19 protein-coding genes are annotated in these 16,573 nt (G+C 59.0%); 10 read left to right on the top strand and 9 right to left on the bottom strand.

What is annotated here, in order from left to right; genetic code table 11:
• Positions 1-29 precede the first annotated feature (29 nt).
• Positions 30-1,445, top strand: coding sequence for an FAD-binding oxidoreductase (locus AC2FJ6_RS04765; protein ID WP_170770002.1), 1,416 nt, complete (start codon positions 30-32; stop codon positions 1,443-1,445).
• Between the two features lie 34 nt (positions 1,446-1,479).
• On the opposite strand, the gene AC2FJ6_RS04760 is transcribed toward AC2FJ6_RS04765, so the two are convergent.
• The 3 genes from AC2FJ6_RS04760 to AC2FJ6_RS04750 form a co-directional block, all read right to left on the bottom strand.
• Complete coding sequence (locus tag AC2FJ6_RS04760) at positions 1,480-1,959, bottom strand: fasciclin domain-containing protein (RefSeq protein ID WP_170770003.1); 480 nt, start codon at positions 1,957-1,959, stop codon at positions 1,480-1,482.
• A gap of 170 nt (positions 1,960-2,129) precedes the next feature.
• On the bottom strand, positions 2,130-2,669 hold the full coding sequence (locus AC2FJ6_RS04755; protein WP_170770004.1) for an adenine phosphoribosyltransferase: 540 nt from the start codon (positions 2,667-2,669) through the stop codon (positions 2,130-2,132).
• Between the two features lie 80 nt (positions 2,670-2,749).
• A complete protein-coding gene (locus AC2FJ6_RS04750; RefSeq protein ID WP_480502776.1) occupies positions 2,750-2,884 on the bottom strand; it encodes a hypothetical protein in 135 nt (44 codons plus the stop codon).
• A gap of 106 nt (positions 2,885-2,990) precedes the next feature.
• On the opposite strand from AC2FJ6_RS04750, the gene AC2FJ6_RS04745 reads away from it, so the two are divergent.
• Positions 2,991-3,164 (top strand): hypothetical protein, encoded by a 174-nt coding sequence (locus AC2FJ6_RS04745; protein ID WP_170354960.1) that lies wholly within the window; start codon positions 2,991-2,993, stop codon positions 3,162-3,164.
• Here AC2FJ6_RS04745 and AC2FJ6_RS04740 read toward each other — a convergent pair.
• A complete protein-coding gene (locus AC2FJ6_RS04740; protein WP_170770006.1) occupies positions 3,161-3,790 on the bottom strand; it encodes a LysE family translocator in 630 nt (209 codons plus the stop codon). The two genes, AC2FJ6_RS04745 and AC2FJ6_RS04740, sit on opposite strands and share 4 nt — an antisense overlap.
• Positions 3,791-3,842: 52 nt before the next feature.
• Entirely contained in the window at positions 3,843-4,859 is a 1,017-nt protein-coding gene (locus AC2FJ6_RS04735) for a DUF418 domain-containing protein (RefSeq protein WP_496668527.1), read from the bottom strand.
• Between the two features lie 241 nt (positions 4,860-5,100).
• Here AC2FJ6_RS04735 and AC2FJ6_RS04730 point away from each other — a divergent pair, with 241 nt between their 5' ends.
• Positions 5,101-5,958, top strand: a complete 858-nt coding sequence (locus tag AC2FJ6_RS04730; RefSeq protein WP_496668525.1) for an alpha/beta hydrolase — start codon at positions 5,101-5,103, stop codon at positions 5,956-5,958.
• Between the two features lie 3 nt (positions 5,959-5,961).
• On the opposite strand, the gene AC2FJ6_RS04725 is transcribed toward AC2FJ6_RS04730, so the two are convergent.
• Both AC2FJ6_RS04725 and AC2FJ6_RS04720 read right to left on the bottom strand, forming a co-directional pair.
• On the bottom strand, positions 5,962-6,834 hold the full coding sequence (locus tag AC2FJ6_RS04725; RefSeq protein WP_496668523.1) for an S-methyl-5'-thioadenosine phosphorylase: 873 nt from the start codon (positions 6,832-6,834) through the stop codon (positions 5,962-5,964).
• A gap of 76 nt (positions 6,835-6,910) precedes the next feature.
• On the bottom strand, positions 6,911-7,468 hold the full coding sequence (locus AC2FJ6_RS04720; protein WP_170782849.1) for a hypothetical protein: 558 nt from the start codon (positions 7,466-7,468) through the stop codon (positions 6,911-6,913).
• A gap of 163 nt (positions 7,469-7,631) precedes the next feature.
• On the opposite strand from AC2FJ6_RS04720, the gene AC2FJ6_RS04715 reads away from it, so the two are divergent.
• Positions 7,632-9,266, top strand: a complete 1,635-nt coding sequence (locus AC2FJ6_RS04715; protein ID WP_170770011.1) for a SulP family inorganic anion transporter — start codon at positions 7,632-7,634, stop codon at positions 9,264-9,266.
• A 133-nt stretch (positions 9,267-9,399) separates the two neighbouring features.
• Here the strand turns inward: AC2FJ6_RS04715 and AC2FJ6_RS04710 are convergent, their stop codons facing one another.
• Positions 9,400-10,005, bottom strand: a complete 606-nt coding sequence (locus tag AC2FJ6_RS04710; RefSeq protein ID WP_170770012.1) for a flavin reductase family protein — start codon at positions 10,003-10,005, stop codon at positions 9,400-9,402.
• A gap of 72 nt (positions 10,006-10,077) precedes the next feature.
• Between AC2FJ6_RS04710 and AC2FJ6_RS04705 the strand changes: the two genes are divergently transcribed.
• The 4 genes from AC2FJ6_RS04705 (at position 10,078) to AC2FJ6_RS04690 (ending at position 12,459) form a co-directional block, all read left to right on the top strand.
• Positions 10,078-10,572, top strand: coding sequence for a GNAT family N-acetyltransferase (locus tag AC2FJ6_RS04705; protein WP_170770013.1), 495 nt, complete (start codon positions 10,078-10,080; stop codon positions 10,570-10,572).
• A 53-nt stretch (positions 10,573-10,625) separates the two neighbouring features.
• Positions 10,626-11,369 carry an EcsC family protein gene (locus AC2FJ6_RS04700; protein ID WP_170770014.1) on the top strand — a complete coding sequence of 248 codons (744 nt, stop codon included), beginning with the start codon at positions 10,626-10,628 and terminating at the stop codon, positions 11,367-11,369.
• Between the two features lie 106 nt (positions 11,370-11,475).
• Complete coding sequence (locus AC2FJ6_RS04695) at positions 11,476-11,934, top strand: NUDIX hydrolase (RefSeq protein WP_170770015.1); 459 nt, start codon at positions 11,476-11,478, stop codon at positions 11,932-11,934.
• 69 nt (positions 11,935-12,003) lie between these two features.
• On the top strand, positions 12,004-12,459 hold the full coding sequence (locus AC2FJ6_RS04690) for a DUF1178 family protein (RefSeq protein WP_170770016.1): 456 nt from the start codon (positions 12,004-12,006) through the stop codon (positions 12,457-12,459).
• A gap of 8 nt (positions 12,460-12,467) precedes the next feature.
• Here the strand turns inward: AC2FJ6_RS04690 and AC2FJ6_RS04685 are convergent, their stop codons facing one another.
• Positions 12,468-12,824, bottom strand: a complete 357-nt coding sequence (locus AC2FJ6_RS04685; RefSeq protein WP_170770017.1) for a hypothetical protein — start codon at positions 12,822-12,824, stop codon at positions 12,468-12,470.
• A 166-nt stretch (positions 12,825-12,990) separates the two neighbouring features.
• Here AC2FJ6_RS04685 and AC2FJ6_RS04680 point away from each other — a divergent pair, with 166 nt between their 5' ends.
• The gene (locus tag AC2FJ6_RS04680) at positions 12,991-14,229 is read left to right on the top strand and encodes an aspartate kinase (RefSeq protein ID WP_170753805.1); all 1,239 of its coding nucleotides are present in this window, start codon (positions 12,991-12,993) and stop codon (positions 14,227-14,229) included.
• Positions 14,230-14,275: 46 nt separating this feature from the next.
• Positions 14,276-16,519 carry a phosphoenolpyruvate--protein phosphotransferase gene (gene ptsP / locus AC2FJ6_RS04675; protein ID WP_170770018.1) on the top strand — a complete coding sequence of 748 codons (2,244 nt, stop codon included), beginning with the start codon at positions 14,276-14,278 and terminating at the stop codon, positions 16,517-16,519.
• Positions 16,520-16,573: the final 54 nt, after the last annotated feature.

Here is a 16,573-nt window from a genome sequence, read left to right as displayed (position 1 = left end):
GGTCCGGCGGAGTTGGGCAAGGAATGCCTATGACATTGAATCCTGCTGACGAAACCTTTGCTCAATCCCTCCGCGACACTCTGGGCGATGGTGTTTTGCGTGTGCCCGAGCCGCGATATGCAGAGGAGCCGCGCCGCAGATTTTCAGGACAGGTCGGTCTTGTCGCGGCCCCGCGACAAACGGAAGACGTCGCGGCGTTGATACGGTTGGCGTCCGCGGCGTCGGTACCGGTTGTGCCTTATGGGGGCGGAACCGGCCTGGTCGGTGGGCAGGTGATGCCTGATGGGCCTGCGCCGTTGTTGATCTCGTTGGAGCGGATGACAGCTATCCGGGCGGTTTATCCGACCGAGAATATTCTGATTGCCGAGGCCGGGGCCGTTCTGGCTGATATTCAAGCAGCTGCCCGGCAAGCAAACCGCTTGTTTCCTCTGTCTCTGGCTGCGGAAGGGTCGTGCCGGATTGGCGGCAACCTTGCGACCAATGCGGGTGGGGTCAACGTCCTGCGCTATGGCAATGCACGCGATCTGTGCCTGGGGCTTGAGGCGGTTCTGCCCAATGGGGAGATCTGGCATGGGCTTAGCCGGTTGCGGAAGGACAATACCGGTTATGACCTGCGCAATTTGCTGATCGGGTCTGAAGGAACGTTGGGGATCATCACCGCGGCGTCGCTTAAGCTGTCGCCGTGTCCTGCTGGGGTTGGAACGGCGATAGTGCAGGTCCCGTCGCCCGAAGCTGCCATTGATTTGTTGGCCCTTGCGCGGGATCAGTTGGGGGACGGTGTCAGCACGTTCGAGCTGATCCACAGGCAGGGGCTGCACTTTCTGTCCGAGGTGCTGCCGGATATACGTCAGCCGTTTGCATCCCCGCCGGAATGGTCCGTATTGATCGAGATTGGATTGTTCGGCGATACCGCGCCTCAAGAGGCACTTGAGACGCTCTATTCAGCGGCTGAGGCAAGGGGTTTGGTCCGGGATGCCGTGATCGCGCAAAGCGAAGCGCAGCGGGCTGATCTTTGGGCTGTGCGCGAGCGAATCCCCGAGGCGAACCGGCTGATCGGCTCAGTTTCGAGCCATGATATCTCCGTGCCGATCTCGGAAATCCCCGCGTTTATCCGACAGGGGGCAGAGGTTGTTGCCATGTTGGGGCCGTTTCGCATCAACTGTTTCGGTCATCTGGGGGACGGCAATCTTCACTACAACGTGTTTCCCCCGGCAGGGCGTAGTCGATCTGATTTCGATGTGCAGCGGGCCCCGATCAAGCGTGCCATCCACGATCTTGTGCACAAGTTCGGTGGATCGGTTAGCGCAGAGCATGGGATTGGACGGCTGAAGACAGATGATCTGGAACGCTATGCCGATCCGGCCAAGCTGGCTGCAATGCGGTCGATCAAGTCTGCGCTCGATCCCAAGGGCATCATGAACCCCGGGGCTGTTTTGTCGGTATAAGTGCGGCCCGGGTACCCCCGAGCCGCGCGCCGTTTTACGAGGATGGCAGGATCACTTTGTCGATAACGTGGATCACGCCATTCGTCGTTTCGATATCGGCCTGAACGACTGAGGCGTCATTTACCATCACGCCGTTGTCCAGATCGATTGTCACGTCGCCGCCTTGCACGGTCGCAGCCTTCATATCGTCGGACAGATCACCCGACATCACTTTGCCCGGTACCACGTGATAGGTCAGAACAGCGACCAGTTGATCTTTATTTTCGGGCTTGAGCAGAGACTCAACGGTCCCTTCAGGCAGGGCTGCGAAGGCTTCGTCAGTCGGGGCGAAGACCGTAAATGGACCTTCACCTTTCAAAGTATCCACCAACTCGGCGGCCTGAACAGCAGCGACCAGAGTCTCAAAGCTGCCCGCGCCGACAGCGGTATCCACTATGTCTTTCTTGGCTCCGGCTAAAGCAGCGGTGGCGATCAGGGCGCCGGACACGCCGGCAATTGCGAATTTGCGAAACATGATAAAAGGTTCCCTTGTTGGGATGCCCTTGGTGGCATCAACAGGGGTACGCGCGCTATTCAAAACAGGATCACTGAATATGTTGATGACTTTGACTTGAAGCCGCCAAACTCTGCGCTAAGCCAGCGTAGAACGAATTTTCAACTCACAGCTTTGTGATCAGTTTGCAGTCAGAGACCTTCGAATTCGCACAGGACATGCACATCCATGTCCATCTCCTCCAGCAATTTGCGACCGCCAAGGTCGGGTAGGTCGATGATGAACGCGCAAGAGATGATCTCACCGCCCAATCTCTCGATCAGTTTGATCCCGGCGGCAGCTGTGCCCCCGGTGGCCAGAAGATCATCGACCACCAGGATTTTTTCGCCGGGCTGGATCGCGTCGTCGTGGATCTCAACGATAGCCTCACCATATTCCAGCTTGTAGTCTTGGCTGATCGTCGTGCCGGGTAGCTTGCCCTTCTTGCGGATCGGGACGAACCCGACACTCAGTTGGTGGGCAATCGCGCCGCCCAGAATGAAGCCGCGGGCCTCAAGCCCCACAACCTTGTCAATCCGCTCGCCAGCATAAGGGTGCAGCATCTGATCAATCGCCATGCGAAACCCGCGCGGGTCGGCGAACAGCGTTGTCACGTCCCGGAACATGATCCCTTCATGGGGGAAATCGACGATGGTTCGGATGTAATCCTTGACCGTTTTGTTTCTGGACATGGAAGGACCCCTTTGGCGTCAAAACACGCTGGGCTGTTTGGCCCATTGGGGTCGGTCATGCAAGGATTGATTGCGAGTGTTTATTTATGACGTCCCGCAAGAATGGTCGGGAAGCTTTTATAGCGATACAGCGCCGAGGGCAGCCAAGCTAGGTGAGGTTTGCGCCAGTTGCGCTGGTCTTGCAAAAGAAATGCCTGAGCAGCATGAAGGTTCATTGCCATATTCCTTATTTATTGTTAGGTGCTCGATAACTACAATTTCTATGCGATGTATATACAATGCATCTCGGAAAGAATCAAGACTTTGTCAGGGATGTGCAGCGTGGCCAAGAAAGACGGTAAGGGTTCTACCAAGAAAAACAGTCAGTTGGTCCTGCGTCTGGACAAGGATGAGCGGGACGCTTTTGTCGAACTGTGCAAAGAGTTGGACACTTCGGCCGCCCGCGAAATTCGGCGGTTCATACGCGGCTTCATGAAGGAAAACGCCGAAGACTAGGCTGGACGGCGCAAAACCGCAGTCGCGACACCCATTCCGATCAGGGCCAGCCCTCCGAACCGGGTCATGGCAGTGATCACGCCCGCTCGTCCGATCATCACCCGCAGCCGATCTGCCAGCAGCGCATAGGCTAGCGCGTTCAGCCAAGCGAGTCCGACGAATGTGGCTATCAGGATGATGAATTGCGGGCCCAGAGGGTCCGAGGGGCGCAGGAATTGCGGCACGAAAGCAATGAAAAAGGCAATGGATTTCGGGTTTAGCGCCGTCACGGCTGCGGCGTGACCGAACACGCTGCGGGCAGTGACGTCCCGGCTGGTCTCGACGGTGCTCAACCCACCGGATGGGGCGCTGCGCAGCAATTTGATGCCAAGCCAGATCAGATAGGCTGCCCCCACCCATTTCAGGACCGAAAACAAGGTGGCGGAGGCCAGCACCAGTGCGCCTAAGCCCAGCAAAGACGCGGTCATGGCGATCAGATCTCCGACGGCAACGCCAGTGGCCGAGGCCACGGCAACGCTGCGTCCTTTCGACAGAGCATAACTTAGCACCAGCAGGACGGTCGGTCCGGGGATCAGCAACAGTGCAGTCGAGGCAGCCACAAAGGCCAGCCAGAGATCAAGGGACATGGGGGCTCCTGTCAGAATAGTACCGCCAGAAAGCCCTGCGATACCGAGAAGGTCAAGCCGCACGTGGCTGAGTCATGCGACGCATCAGGCCCTCAAGCGGTCCACGCGTGAACCAACGCGACCAAAGCAGGCCCGCCAGTGAAGACAGTATGCAAAAGCCCAGCGCATAGAAGACAATCTGAGCGGGGGAGAGAGAGCCGTCCAGCAGATCTGCTTCCTCTAGCGCGCCCATACCGATCAGGATATGCGCGACATACAGTGTCAGGCTGATCCGCCCCGGCGCTGTCAAAGCTGATGCGACGCCCAAGCGTTTGAGCTTTGGCCACAGTTTCAGCAGCAGCCCGATCACCACGCAGGCCGATCCGGTTCCGGCGAGGATATAGAATGGTCCGGGCGGAATGGAATCGGTGCCCAGGTAAGCGACCAGGTCAGGGTCCTTGACCAGCATCGAAGGAAACATTGCAAGCACGGCTGCGCCGAACCCCCACATGATCAGGCGGTGTTGGATACAGATCGTGTGGAGTTCTGACCGCCCAATTGCCATGCCAATCAGCAGGAACGCAGCCCATGGCAAAACCGGATGCCAGCCGTTGAAGACCGCGTTGCGCAGAAAACCGGGTAAGGTCCAGAGGTCGTTATACGTCAGGGTCGCCCAGTTCCATCCATTGCTGTAGTCGAAGGTCAGATTGGCCAGTACAGCCAATCCGACGATACCCAGAGCGCTCAACCAAAGGCTTCGCGCCGAGGCGGTCAAAAACGCTGCGCCGACCACAAAATACAATGCGTAGAAATGCAGGATGTCGGCGTCAAACACGTTCATGTTGATCAGCCCCAATCCAAAAAGGAACAAAGCACGCCGCAGCAGCAGAGGGGCCGCGATGTGTGACAGGCTGACGCCGATCCCGGCCAGGATCACGAACAAGGCCGCTGCACGCCCCTCCAGCGCATCGACCAGAGCCGTCGCCCAGCCGCCATCTGGCGCAACCTGCGCCGCGATCCGGAAATTAACCAACACCATACCGCAGAACGCCAAAAACCGGGCTGCGTCCAGTGCCTCTAACCGTTTCATGCTTGTCCTCATAGTTGTCGCCTGCGGTTCTGCTGGGTCTTTGTGGCGCAAGTGCGGCTGCACCCTGTAAACAAATCGCGAGCGGCTGCGCCTGTTTTCAACCTTGACCCTATCCAACCCGCGCACAGGGCGGTATTTCCGCAACAGTCTGAAGATTGCATTAAACCGCGCGGTCGTGCCTTGAAACACAGGGCAGGGTTCCCAGTCTATGAACAGGCAGATTTCAACCGGGAGGAGGCCTATGGCACAGGTGCAAACGGATCATCCGCACAACACGGGGCATGTACTCACAAGCGCGTGGCTCAAAAGGGCGCTGATCCTGTTGGTTGCGATCTGTGCTGCTGTCTATGCCGCGATCCTTGGGTATATGTACGCCAACCAACAATCGCTGTTGTTCAAACCGGGCGAGACGCTACCTGCGCCGGCTACGGTCGGTCTGGCGGATGTCGAGGTGCTTTCACTGCCCATGGCCGATGGTACCCAGCTGGCTGTTTGGACGGCTCCTCCGGCCACAGAAGGCGCGCCTACAGTGCTGTTTTTCCATGGTCAATCCGGCAGCCTGGGGGATCGCGCAGATCGGATGCGTGAAATCCTCAACAGTGGTTTCGGCCTATTCGCCCCCAGCTATCGCGGCTTTCCGGGTAGTGAGGGCACGCCCTCTGAACCGGCGCTGATCGGCGATGGGATCCAGATGTATGACCGCCTTGCTGCGGCGGGTCACTCGGTCGTTCTGCATGGGCAAAGCCTTGGGACCGGCGTTGCCGCCGCCGTGGCCGCGCAGCGCCCTGATGCACGCCTGTTGGTGTTGGAGGCACCGTTCACCGCAACGGTCGATGTCGCAGCTGAACGTTATCCGTTCCTGCCGGTCTCAGCCCTTATGAAGGACCAATTCGCAACCCGCGACCTGATTGATCAAGTCAGCGTGCCAACGCTGATCTTCCACGGCACGGCGGACACGACCATCCCGGTCCACCACGGGCAGTCTCTGGCCGAAATGGCCGGAGACAACGCGCAGCTTTTCATCATTCCCGACGGTATGCATAACGACCTCTGGTCCTACGGCCTATGGGATCAAGTACAACAGGCGCTGATCAATTAGCGGTCAAAGGATCCGCCCGGTCACCGCATCCAGTTTGGCCAGCAGGGCCGGGTCACGTTTTTCCGGTGCTGTCAGAATGGCGTATTCCAACGCACGGTCACATCCATGCGGGCAGGGGGCACGGTCTGCCCCCAAAAGCACGGGCAACCCTTTGACCAGGGCCCTGCCTTTTTCCGCGTTGCCGGTCAGGGTGGCGATAATGGCGATGACGTCAACCTCGCCGTGGTCAGGGTGCCAACTGTCGTAATCCGTGACCATCGCGATTGAGGCGTAGCACAGCTCGGCCTCGCGGGCGAGCTTGGCCTCAGGCATGTTGGTCATGCCGATCACGTCACAGCCCCAGTGTTCGCGGTACATTTTGGATTCCGCCAGCGATGAGAATTGCGGGCCTTCCATCGCCAGATAGGTGCCACCGCGGTGGATATTGATCCCGGCGGCCTTGCCTGCGGTTTCACACGCATCCGACAGGCGCGGGCAGGTTGGATGGGCCACGCTGACATGCGCCACGCAACCGGTGCCGAAAAAGCTTTTCTCGCGCGCAAAGGTCCGGTCGATGAACTGATCTACGATCACGAAGTCCCCCGGTGCCATATGATCGCGAAACGACCCGCAGGCAGAGACCGAGATCACATCGGTGACACCCAGCCGTTTCAACGCGTCGATATTGGCGCGATAGGGTACCTCGGTCGGAGAGTGCACGTGGCCGCGCCCATGGCGGGGCAGGAACGCCATTGCAACACCGTCCAATGACCCGGTCAGGATCTGGTCTGAAGGGTCTCCCCAGGGCGTCTCGACAGTGATCCATTCTGCATTTTCCAACCCGTCAATGTCGTAGATGCCTGATCCGCCGATGACGGCTATCTTGGTCTGGGTCACGTGCTTTCTCCGAGTTGTTGTGCGAGTTGAAGGATTTGTGCGCCGAGCGACGACGGCTGACAAGGGGCAATGCGGCTTATTGTGACGTCAACAGACTGCGCGCCTGCGCCTGTTGTTGGAAATCCGCCCAAGCGGCGCTGAATTCCTGCAATGGCCATGTTAGGTCCTGTGCCTGCCCATGCCTGTCGCGGAATTCGAACCGATAGGCCTCGCCCTTCAGCATGGCTTCAACGATCTCATCCGCACCGACGCCGTCAAACGTGCAGCTCAACCCGGTCAGACATCCAGGTCTGCGCGTGCGCCAAACCGCTCCGTCCTTTCCATCGATCCGAAAGCCGGATGGCCGGAACAACGTGCCGGGCTCGATACCGAACTCGATCTCCACGCCATCCGGGGCAGGGGTGATAAAGATGAACTGTGCTCCAAATTTCGGGCGCAGCGAAAACACCTCGGCCCGGCGAATGTAACAGCGTTGCTTGAGCGCCCCGTATTCCTCGCGCTCATCGCAGATGGAATTCCAGACCCCGTAGGTTTCATAATGGGTCACACGCCAGTTACTGGCAGTGTCATTGCCCTGCAAATCCTGCGCCAAGGCAGCAATAGGGGTCAGAAGAAACAAGATCAGCCATCGCATGGCGCAAAGGTGTGCCCCCGGTGTGGCAGGTTCAACTCACGACTTTGTGAGATAACGGCTATGCGTCCTGTGCATAGCAGCCTCCCGCCTGATGCGGTGGCTCAGAGGGCGGATGACAGGTAGAAGGCCCCTTTCGCGCGCAGATCAACCGACAGGACATTCCATGCCCCGAGCCATGCTGGCAAGCTTTGCCAACCGTATCGCCAAACCCGACCTGCGTTGGGTGCCGGATGAAGGGCTGACACCGTCCCGTCTGCGGATCGAACTGCTGTCTGGCCTGACCGTTGCCCTTGCGCTGGTGCCCGAAGCGGTGGCATTTGCTTTCGTCGCGGGCGTGCATCCGTTGGTTGGCCTCTATGCTGCCTTCATGGTTGGCCTGATCACGGCGCTGATCGGCGGGCGCCCGGGCATGATCTCGGGTGCGACCGGGGCCTTGGCGGTTGTGATGGTGGCGCTGGTGGCGGAACATGGCGTGGAATACCTGTTTGCGACCGTGGTTCTGATGGGCATTCTGCAAGTGATCGCCGGGGCCATGCATTGGGGCCGGTTTATCCGCTTGGTGCCGCATCCGGTGATGCTGGGCTTTGTGAACGGTCTGGCGATCGTCATCTTTCTAGCACAACTTGGCCAATTCAAGGTGCCGGGCACCATGGAAAACACCGGCCACGGCATGGGCGGAGGTGAGTGGCTCTCGGGTCTGCAGCTTTACACCATGCTGGGCTTGGTCGCGCTGACCATGGCGGTGATTTGGGTCATGCCGCGCATCACGCGTGTTGTTCCGGCCCCTCTGGCCGGGATTGTCGTTGTTGCCGCGCTGGTGATCGGCTTTGGCTTGGATGTACCGCGCGTAGGCGATCTGGCCTCGATCGAAGGCGGCCTGCCGCCTTTCCACATTCCGATGGTGCCGCTGACCTGGGAAACCTTTGAAATCATCCTGCCCTACGCCGTCATTCTGGCCGCCATCGGCCTGATTGAATCGCTGCTGACCCTGAATCTTGTGGGTGAAATCACGGGCAAACGGGGCGGAGCGTCACAGGAATGCATCGCGCAAGGCGTGTCCAACGTCGCTACCGGGTTCTTCGGTGGCATGGGTGGCTGCGCGATGATCGGCCAGTCGATGATAAACGTGAAATCCGGTGGTCGAACTCGAATTGCCGGCATCGCGGCAGCCGTGTTTCTGTTGATTTTCATCCTTTTCGCGTCTCCGCTGATCGAGCAGATTCCGCTGGCCGCGCTGGTCGGCGTGATGTTCATGGTGGTGATCGGTACCTTTGCTTGGAACTCGTTCAACATCATGCGCAAGGTGCCTCTGATGGATGCGTTCGTCATCGTGCTGGTGACGGTTGTCACGGTGATGGAGGACCTTGCGGTTGCAGTTGTCGTCGGCGTCATCGTCTCGGCTCTGGCCTATGCCTGGAACAACGCCAAGCGCATCCATGCGATTACGCGGGATTCTGAAACAGAGAAAGGTGCGAAAGTCTACGAAATCCAAGGCCCTCTGTTCTTTGGTTCTTCTGACGGATTTGTCGAACTTTTCGATGTCCCGAATGATCCCGAGACCGTCATAGTGGATTTCGCCGAAAGCCGTGTGGTCGATCAATCTGCCCTTCAGGCGATCGAAAACATCGCCGGCAAATACGAAGCGGCCGGTAAACGTGTGATGCTGCGCCATCTGAGTCGAGATTGCCACAAGCTGCTGAACAAAGCCGGTCACCTTATGGTCGATAGCGACGATGACCCTGATTATGAAATCGCGGTCGATTATTCAGTTCGCACCGGCATTCTGGGCGGTCACTGAGGATTTAGCGAGGCTCCGCCTCGCGCTCCGGGATATTTGGGGCCAGATGAACGGAGGATCCCATGCTTCATCTGGCTATAAATATCCCGGGGGAGTCGCCGAATAGGCGGCGGGGGCAGCGCCCCCTATACGCTCAGTCATCCGGGCGGTTAAGTGAGAATAGTTCAGTAACCACCGAATAGTCGCGGTATCCGAGCCGTGCCAGTGGCTGAAACGCCGTGACGTCGAACTTGCCATCCTTCAAACAGTCATCGCGCAGGTGGACACCGGTGACTTCGCCGAAAACAACGCGGTTCGCCGCGCCGGGCAGTGTGACGATCTGGGTCAGCTTGCATTCCAGGGCGGCGGGCGCGTCCTGAACCCTAGCACATGGGATCGTCTCGCACTCCACTGGAGTCAAACCTGTGTGGTCGAATTCATCCACATGTTTTGGTAACCCGGCGGAGCTGGCATTCATCGCATCACGATGCGCATGGGCGACAACGTTGACGCAGAAAACGCCTGTTGCTTCGATATTGGCGAGACTGTCTTTGCCGCCGTCTTGGTCGGGTTTCGTCCCGGTCGTGGCAAACATCACCTGTGGCGGTGTATACGCGACCCCGTTGAAGAAGGAGTACGGCGCCAGATTGTTGATCCCATCGCCGTCGCGGGAAGAGATCCAGCCAATCGGGCGCGGGGTTATGATGGCGTTGAAAGGGTTATGCGGCAGGCCGTGGCCGTCTTCGGGGCGATAGAACATATGAACTCCAAGCGTTTGCCCAAGGCGTAACGAAGTGCTAGGGCGAATTCCAGCAAGGAAAAGAGGGCAGGGGTGCAGCAATTCACGATCAAGCCGGAGGACCCGGACGATTGGTGGGAGGTCGAGGCTTTGTACGACCTGTGCTTTGCGCCTGGGCGCGAGGCGCTGTCCTCGTACCGGTTGCGCGATGATGTTCCGCCGGTTGAGGGCTTGTCTCTAGTGGCCCGAGATAGTGAGGGCATTTTGGCGGGGGCGATCCGGTTCTGGCCCGTTCATGTGGGGGCCTTCGATGCGTTGTTGCTGGGGCCGGTGGCCGTGCACCCCACCCATCAGGGGGAGGGCTTGGGCGGTTTCCTCATACACGAGGGCTTGCAGGCAGGTCTTATCAGAGGATGGGAGCGGGTGATGCTGGTGGGCGATGCACCTTATTACAGTCGTTTCGGCTTCGCCCGCCTGACCGGAGTTGAGATGCCGCCGCCCACCAATCCCGAACGGGTTCTGGGGGCTGAGCTTGCCTTGGACGCGTGGACGGATGTCAAAGGTCCTGTAACGCGTTGGGACCGATGAGCTATTGAAAAAACGGGGCATAGTGCCGATCTTTTTAGGACAGGAGGGCACGCATGCAGAACGTTGTTCTTGTCGAAGAACTGGATGCCGAGGCAGAGTTGGACCGGCTGGCCGGGTACTACCGCTCGGCGGGTGGGCCGGGTGTTCGGTTGCTCAACAGTCTGGGCGGATCTGCGGAAACCTTGCTGGATCAACTGCCCCCGTCAGTGCGAGAGGCGTTGACTGGCGCAACCGAGCAGGCGCTTTGGCTGGCCATGCATGCCGCCGAAGGGTCGCGCAGGGCGGTGCCGGATCAACGACCTTGGGTGAATACGGCTGTGACCACGGCCATGGGCGCAGCAGGCGGTGTGGGCGGAGTGTCGACCTCTTTGGTGGAATTGCCCGCAACGACCACGATGCTGTTGCGCGCCATACAAGGTGCTGCGGCACGAGAAGGGTTTGACCCATCGGAAGACGGTGTGAAATTCGATTGTGTGCAGGTTCTGTCCGCGGCGGGTCCGCTGTCCTTCGACGATGGTGCGGATTTCGGGTTTTTTTCAGCTCGGATGACGTTGACCGGACCGGCCCTTCAAAAGCTGATCGCCACCGTCGCGCCGAAACTGGCGGTGGTGCTGGGGCAAAAACTCGCCGCGCAATCCGTACCTGTTTTGGGGGCGCTTGCCGGGGGTGGGACGAACTATGTCTACACTCGCTATTACCAGCGTATCGCCCGCGTGCATTTCGGTTTGCGCCGATTGGCCAGTGATGCCGATATCCCGCATGACGATCTTGTGCGAAAACTGGCCGCACGCATGTGACGCTTGGTGGAGTTCGCCAAGTATGGTAGTGGTTCTGCGACGACCCTCTAAATAAGTACAAAAACCAAAGCTTTGGGCGTCGCAGGTGTTGAAAGGGGCACAGGGCATGAGCAGGCTATGGTGGTATCAACCGCCGGAATCGGACAGGATTCCGGTTCGACAACAATCCGCCGCATTGTGTTACCGTTTACGTGCGGGCGCCCCCGAAGTTTTGCTGATCACAACTCGTAAGTCGGGCCGCTGGATCATTCCCAAGGGCGGATTGATCAAGGGGATGTCCTCGTTCGAGGCAGCGCAGCAGGAAGCCTGGGAAGAAGCGGGCGTGCGTGGGGTCTGTTCGGCTGAGATGATCGGGCGTTACACACACATAAAACAACGGCGCAAAAATGGAGCGGTCCTTTGCCTGGTGGATGTGTTTCCGCTGATGGTAATGTCCTTATCGGAGCGCTATCCCGAATGCGATGATCGTGAGCGCGTATGGTTTTCGATACGGGCGGCAGCGGCGCGGGTGGATCAGCCTGAACTCGCCCAAATGTTACGGCAGGTGGCAACGCAGTCGCATTGATCTGCAGACTGGGGCTTGTCATTGTTTTGATGGTCAGTATCTATTCGGCAATCGCAATCTGGACGGATCATGATTCAATACGCCTTGAAATGCAGCCAGGGCCACGCGTTTGACAGTTGGTTCCAATCGGCCGCCGCTTACGACAAGCTTGCCGGGGCAGGCATGGTGGTCTGTGCCATCTGTGGCGACGCTTGCGTTGAAAAGGCGATCATGACCCCGCGTGTGCGCCCAGCCCGAAAGGTCGAGGCGCGCAGCGAAACACCTGCCAACGAAGAAAACCCGGTCGAGATGTCGGTTCCGCCCGCCGAGCTTGAGAAGGCGCTGTCCGAGTTGCGGCGCAAGGTCGAGGAAAACTCGGACTACGTGGGTAAGGATTTCGCGTCCGAGGCACGCAAGATGCATTTGGGTGATGCCCCAGAACGGGCTATCTATGGTGAAGCCAAACCCGAAGAGGCCAAGGCCCTGATTGAGGACGGCGTTCCTGTCGCGCCCTTGCCCTTTATCCCCAGCCGCAAAAGCAACTGATCCTAAGTTTACCGAGGGGCCAACGCCGCCGTGGGGATTTCGTAGACCTCGCCGGGGTCAACGAAGATCACCATGACGTTTCCCTGAGTCTCATAGCTGAGCCGCGCGGCGGAATCGGTGGATTCTGGGACGCCGTCGGCGAAATAGATGTTGCGCACCTCGCCATTGCCCATGCCAACTGCCAGAGTTATCCGTCCATCGTCTCGATGGCGCAGCTCGGCGTTGCAGCTGCGCAGGGGTTCGCCCGCATTGGTGGCACAGGGTACGGTTCCAAGCGCGTTCTGCCCATCTGTTGCGGCAAGCGAGGCTTGCTGAGCCAAAGCGGGTGTGGACAATAAGACAAAAGCAAGAGCTAGGCGGGGCATGGGGAACCTCTTCACAAATGGAATGGGGCCAAGCTGACACCGTGGAGGGGGGATGTAAAGCACCCGTTAGACCGCAGTGGAAAAGGTTTTGAACACTTGCCCTTGCGGCCCCCCTGACATAAGACGCTCGGGATCTGAATTCCAAGGCGCGGAGACACCAGCCCCCATGCCCGTACTCGTGATGAAATTCGGCGGCACATCTGTCGCCAACCTGGACCGCATCCGCCGCGCTGCGAAACGTATCGGCGTCGAGGTGGCAAAGGGCTATGACGTCATTGTCATCGTCTCGGCCATGTCCGGTAAAACCAATGAGTTGGTAGGCTGGGTGAACGAAACCTCTCCGCTGTTTGATGCGCGCGAATATGATGCGGTTGTATCCTCGGGCGAGAATGTGACCGCCGGCTTGATGGCGCTGACGCTTCAGGAAATGGATATCCCCGCCCGCAGCTGGCAGGGCTGGCAGGTGCCGCTGATGACCACCAGCGCCCACAGCCAGGCCCGGATCGAGGAAATCCCGACCGAGAACCTGAACCAGAAATTCGGCGAAGGCATGCGAGTTGCCGTCGTCGCCGGGTTCCAGGGCATCAGCCCCGAGGGCCGCATCACCACGCTGGGTCGCGGTGGATCGGATACGACGGCGGTGGCTTTTGCCGCAGCTTTTGGCGCGGAGCGGTGCGACATCTATACCGATGTGGACGGCGTCTATACCACCGATCCGCGCATCTGTGAAAAGGCGCGCAAGCTGGATCGTATTTCGTTCGAAGAAATGCTTGAATTGGCCTCGCTTGGGGCCAAGGTGCTGCAGACCCGCTCGGTCGAGCTGGCGATGCGCTACAAGGTGAAACTGCGCGTTCTCTCAAGTTTCGAAGAACAATCCGACGAGGCCGGTACGCTGGTCGTCGATGAGGAGGATATCATGGAATCCAATGTTGTGGCCGGTGTGGCCTATTCCCGCGACGAAGCTAAGATGACCGTCGTGTCCGTGGCAGACCGCCCCGGCATCGCCTCGATCATCTTTACCGCGCTCAGCGATGAAGGCGTAAATGTGGACATGATCGTGCAGAACATCTCGGACGAGGGACGCACCGACATGACGTTCTCGTGCCCGACCGATCAGGTGGCACGCGCCGAAAAGGCATTGCTGGCGATCAAGGATGCGGGTGAGTTGAACTATGCCGAACTGGTCGCCGACGAAGACGTCTGCAAGGTTTCGGTGGTTGGCATCGGCATGCGGTCGCAATCGGGTGTTGCGGCCAAGATGTTCAAAATTCTCTCGGATGAGGGGATCAACATCAAGGTCATCACAACCTCCGAGATTAAAATTTCCGTCCTTGTGGACAGGAAATACATGGAACTTGCGGTTCAGGCACTGCATGATGCCTTTGAACTGGACAAGGCGGCCTGAGCGTTTCAGCCAAAGGTCTTGCCTGACGCACTAATTTGGGTGGGCCATGGCGGACGGTACCGAAACTGAATCCCGCAAGCTGCTTGGGCGGCTGCGTGAAGAGATGGCGAGCGAGGCCGCCGGTCAGGAACGTCTTGACCGGATCACCCACCTGATCGCCGATAGTATCCGGGCCGAAGTGTGCTCGATCTATCTGTTTCGCGATGAAGACACATTGGAGCTCTGCGCGACCGAGGGGTTGTCACCCGAGGCTGTTCATAAGACCCGAATGCGCATGGGTGAGGGGCTTGTGGGTCGTGTAGCTAAGTTCGGCAAGATCGTGAACACACCGAATGCGCCTGCCGCCAAGGGTTTCCGTTATATGCCTGAAACCGGGGAAGAGAGATTCTCGTCTTTCCTGGGTGTGCCGATCCAACGTCTGGGTGAAAAACTTGGTGTTCTGGTGGTCCAATCCCGCGACGCGCGGGAATACTCGGCGGACGAGGTTTATGCGCTGGAAGTGGTTGCCATGGTGCTGGCCGAGATGACCGAACTGGGTGCCTTTGTGGGTGAGGGTGCGGCTCTGTCGCCACGACACCAGCAATCGGTACAGCTGAGCGGCGGCCCGGCGCAGGAAGGCTCGGCCGAGGGCCATGTCTGGTTGCACGAGCCGCGCGTGGTGGTCACCAACCCCATTGCCGAAGATCCTCATCGCGAACGTGAGCGGCTGACCGAGGCCGTCGATGAATTGCGGGTCGGCGTCGACAAGATGCTCGAGATATCAAAGGATGGCGATACCGAGCAGTTGCAGGTGCTGGAAGCCTACCGGATGTTCGCGAATTCCAAGGGCTGGATGCGCCGGATGGAGGAAGACATCGCTCGCGGCTTGAGCGCCGAGGCGGCTGTCGAAAAGGAGCAATCGCAGGCCCGGGTGCGGATGGGGCAAGTAACGGATCCCTACCTGCGCGAACGTTTGGCTGATCTGGACGACCTCAGCAACCGTCTGCTGCGTATTCTCACCGGGCAAGGCAACACCAATGGCGCGGATTTGCCGCCTGACCCGATCCTGATCGCTCGGAATATCGGGCCCGGAGACTTGCTGGAATATGGCAGGTCGCTGAAAGGGATTGTGCTGGAAGAAGGCTCGGTCGGAAGCCACGCAACGATTGTGGCGCGGGCCTTGGCGATTCCGCTGGTTGTGCATGTGGGCCGAATTACGACCGAGGCGTTGAACGGGGATCACATCCTTGTCGACGGTGACAACGGTAGCGTCCATCTGCGCCCCGAAGATTCCGTCGTCACTGCCTTCCGCGACAAGATCGCCATGCAGGCGCAGGCGCAAGAGAGATATGCCTCGATCCGCGAAACGCCTTGTGTGACCCGTGATGGCGAGCGGATTAATCTGGTGATGAATGCGGGTCTGATGGCGGATTTGCCCTCGCTGGGCAATTCGGGGGCCGAGGGCGTAGGCCTGTTTCGGACCGAGTTGCAATTCCTGATCCGCAATCAGATGCCGAAACGGTCCGAGCTTGTGACGCAGTATCAGCGGGTTCTGGACGCGGCGGGCGAAAAGCGCGTGGTGTTCCGTACGCTGGACATCGGTTCGGACAAGGTTCTGCCCTACATGAAACACGTGGAAGAACCCAACCCCGCGCTGGGTTGGCGCGCAATTCGGGTGGGGCTGGACAAGCGCGGCGTGATGCGGATGCAGTTGCAGGCGTTAATCCGGGCTGCCAATGGTCGCCCGTTGACCATTATGTTCCCCTTCGTGGCGCAGGCCGAAGAATTCCGCGAGGCCCGCTGGGAGGTCAATAAAACCATCGAGCGTGAAAAGCGGCTCGGCCATGTCCTGCCAGAAACGCTCGAAGTTGGGGCGATGCTGGAAACGCCTTCGCTGGGTTTCTCGCCGCAGAAGTTCTTTGATGAGGTGGATTTTGTCTCGATCGGGGGCAATGACCTGAAACAGTTCTTCTTTGCCGCTGACCGCGAGAACGAACTGGTGCGCCGCCGCTATGATACGCTGAATGTCAGCTTCCTCAGCTTCATTGAACGCATCGTTGAACGCTGCAACATCTCTAACACGCCGCTTTCGTTCTGCGGTGAGGATGCCGGCCGACCGGTCGAAGCGCTGTGTCTTGCCGCAATGGGCATCCGGTCGCTGTCGATGCGCCCGGCCTCGATCGGGCCGGTCAAAAGCGTTCTGTTGCGGGCCGATCTGCAATCCTTGCGCAAGATTATCGCAGATGCGCGGCACCGGGGCGAACAATCCGTGCGCCCCGCTGTTATGGAGTGGCTGCGCAATCAGAGCTGAGCGGGCAGGGATTTTGAAATTAATTTCAAATCCGGTGTTGATTTATACTCAGGA

The sequence above is a fragment of the Ruegeria sp. CDSA089 genome (assembly GCF_059612205.1).
Note: the sequence above shows the minus strand (reverse complement) of the source record. Positions and strands in the feature narration are given on the sequence as shown.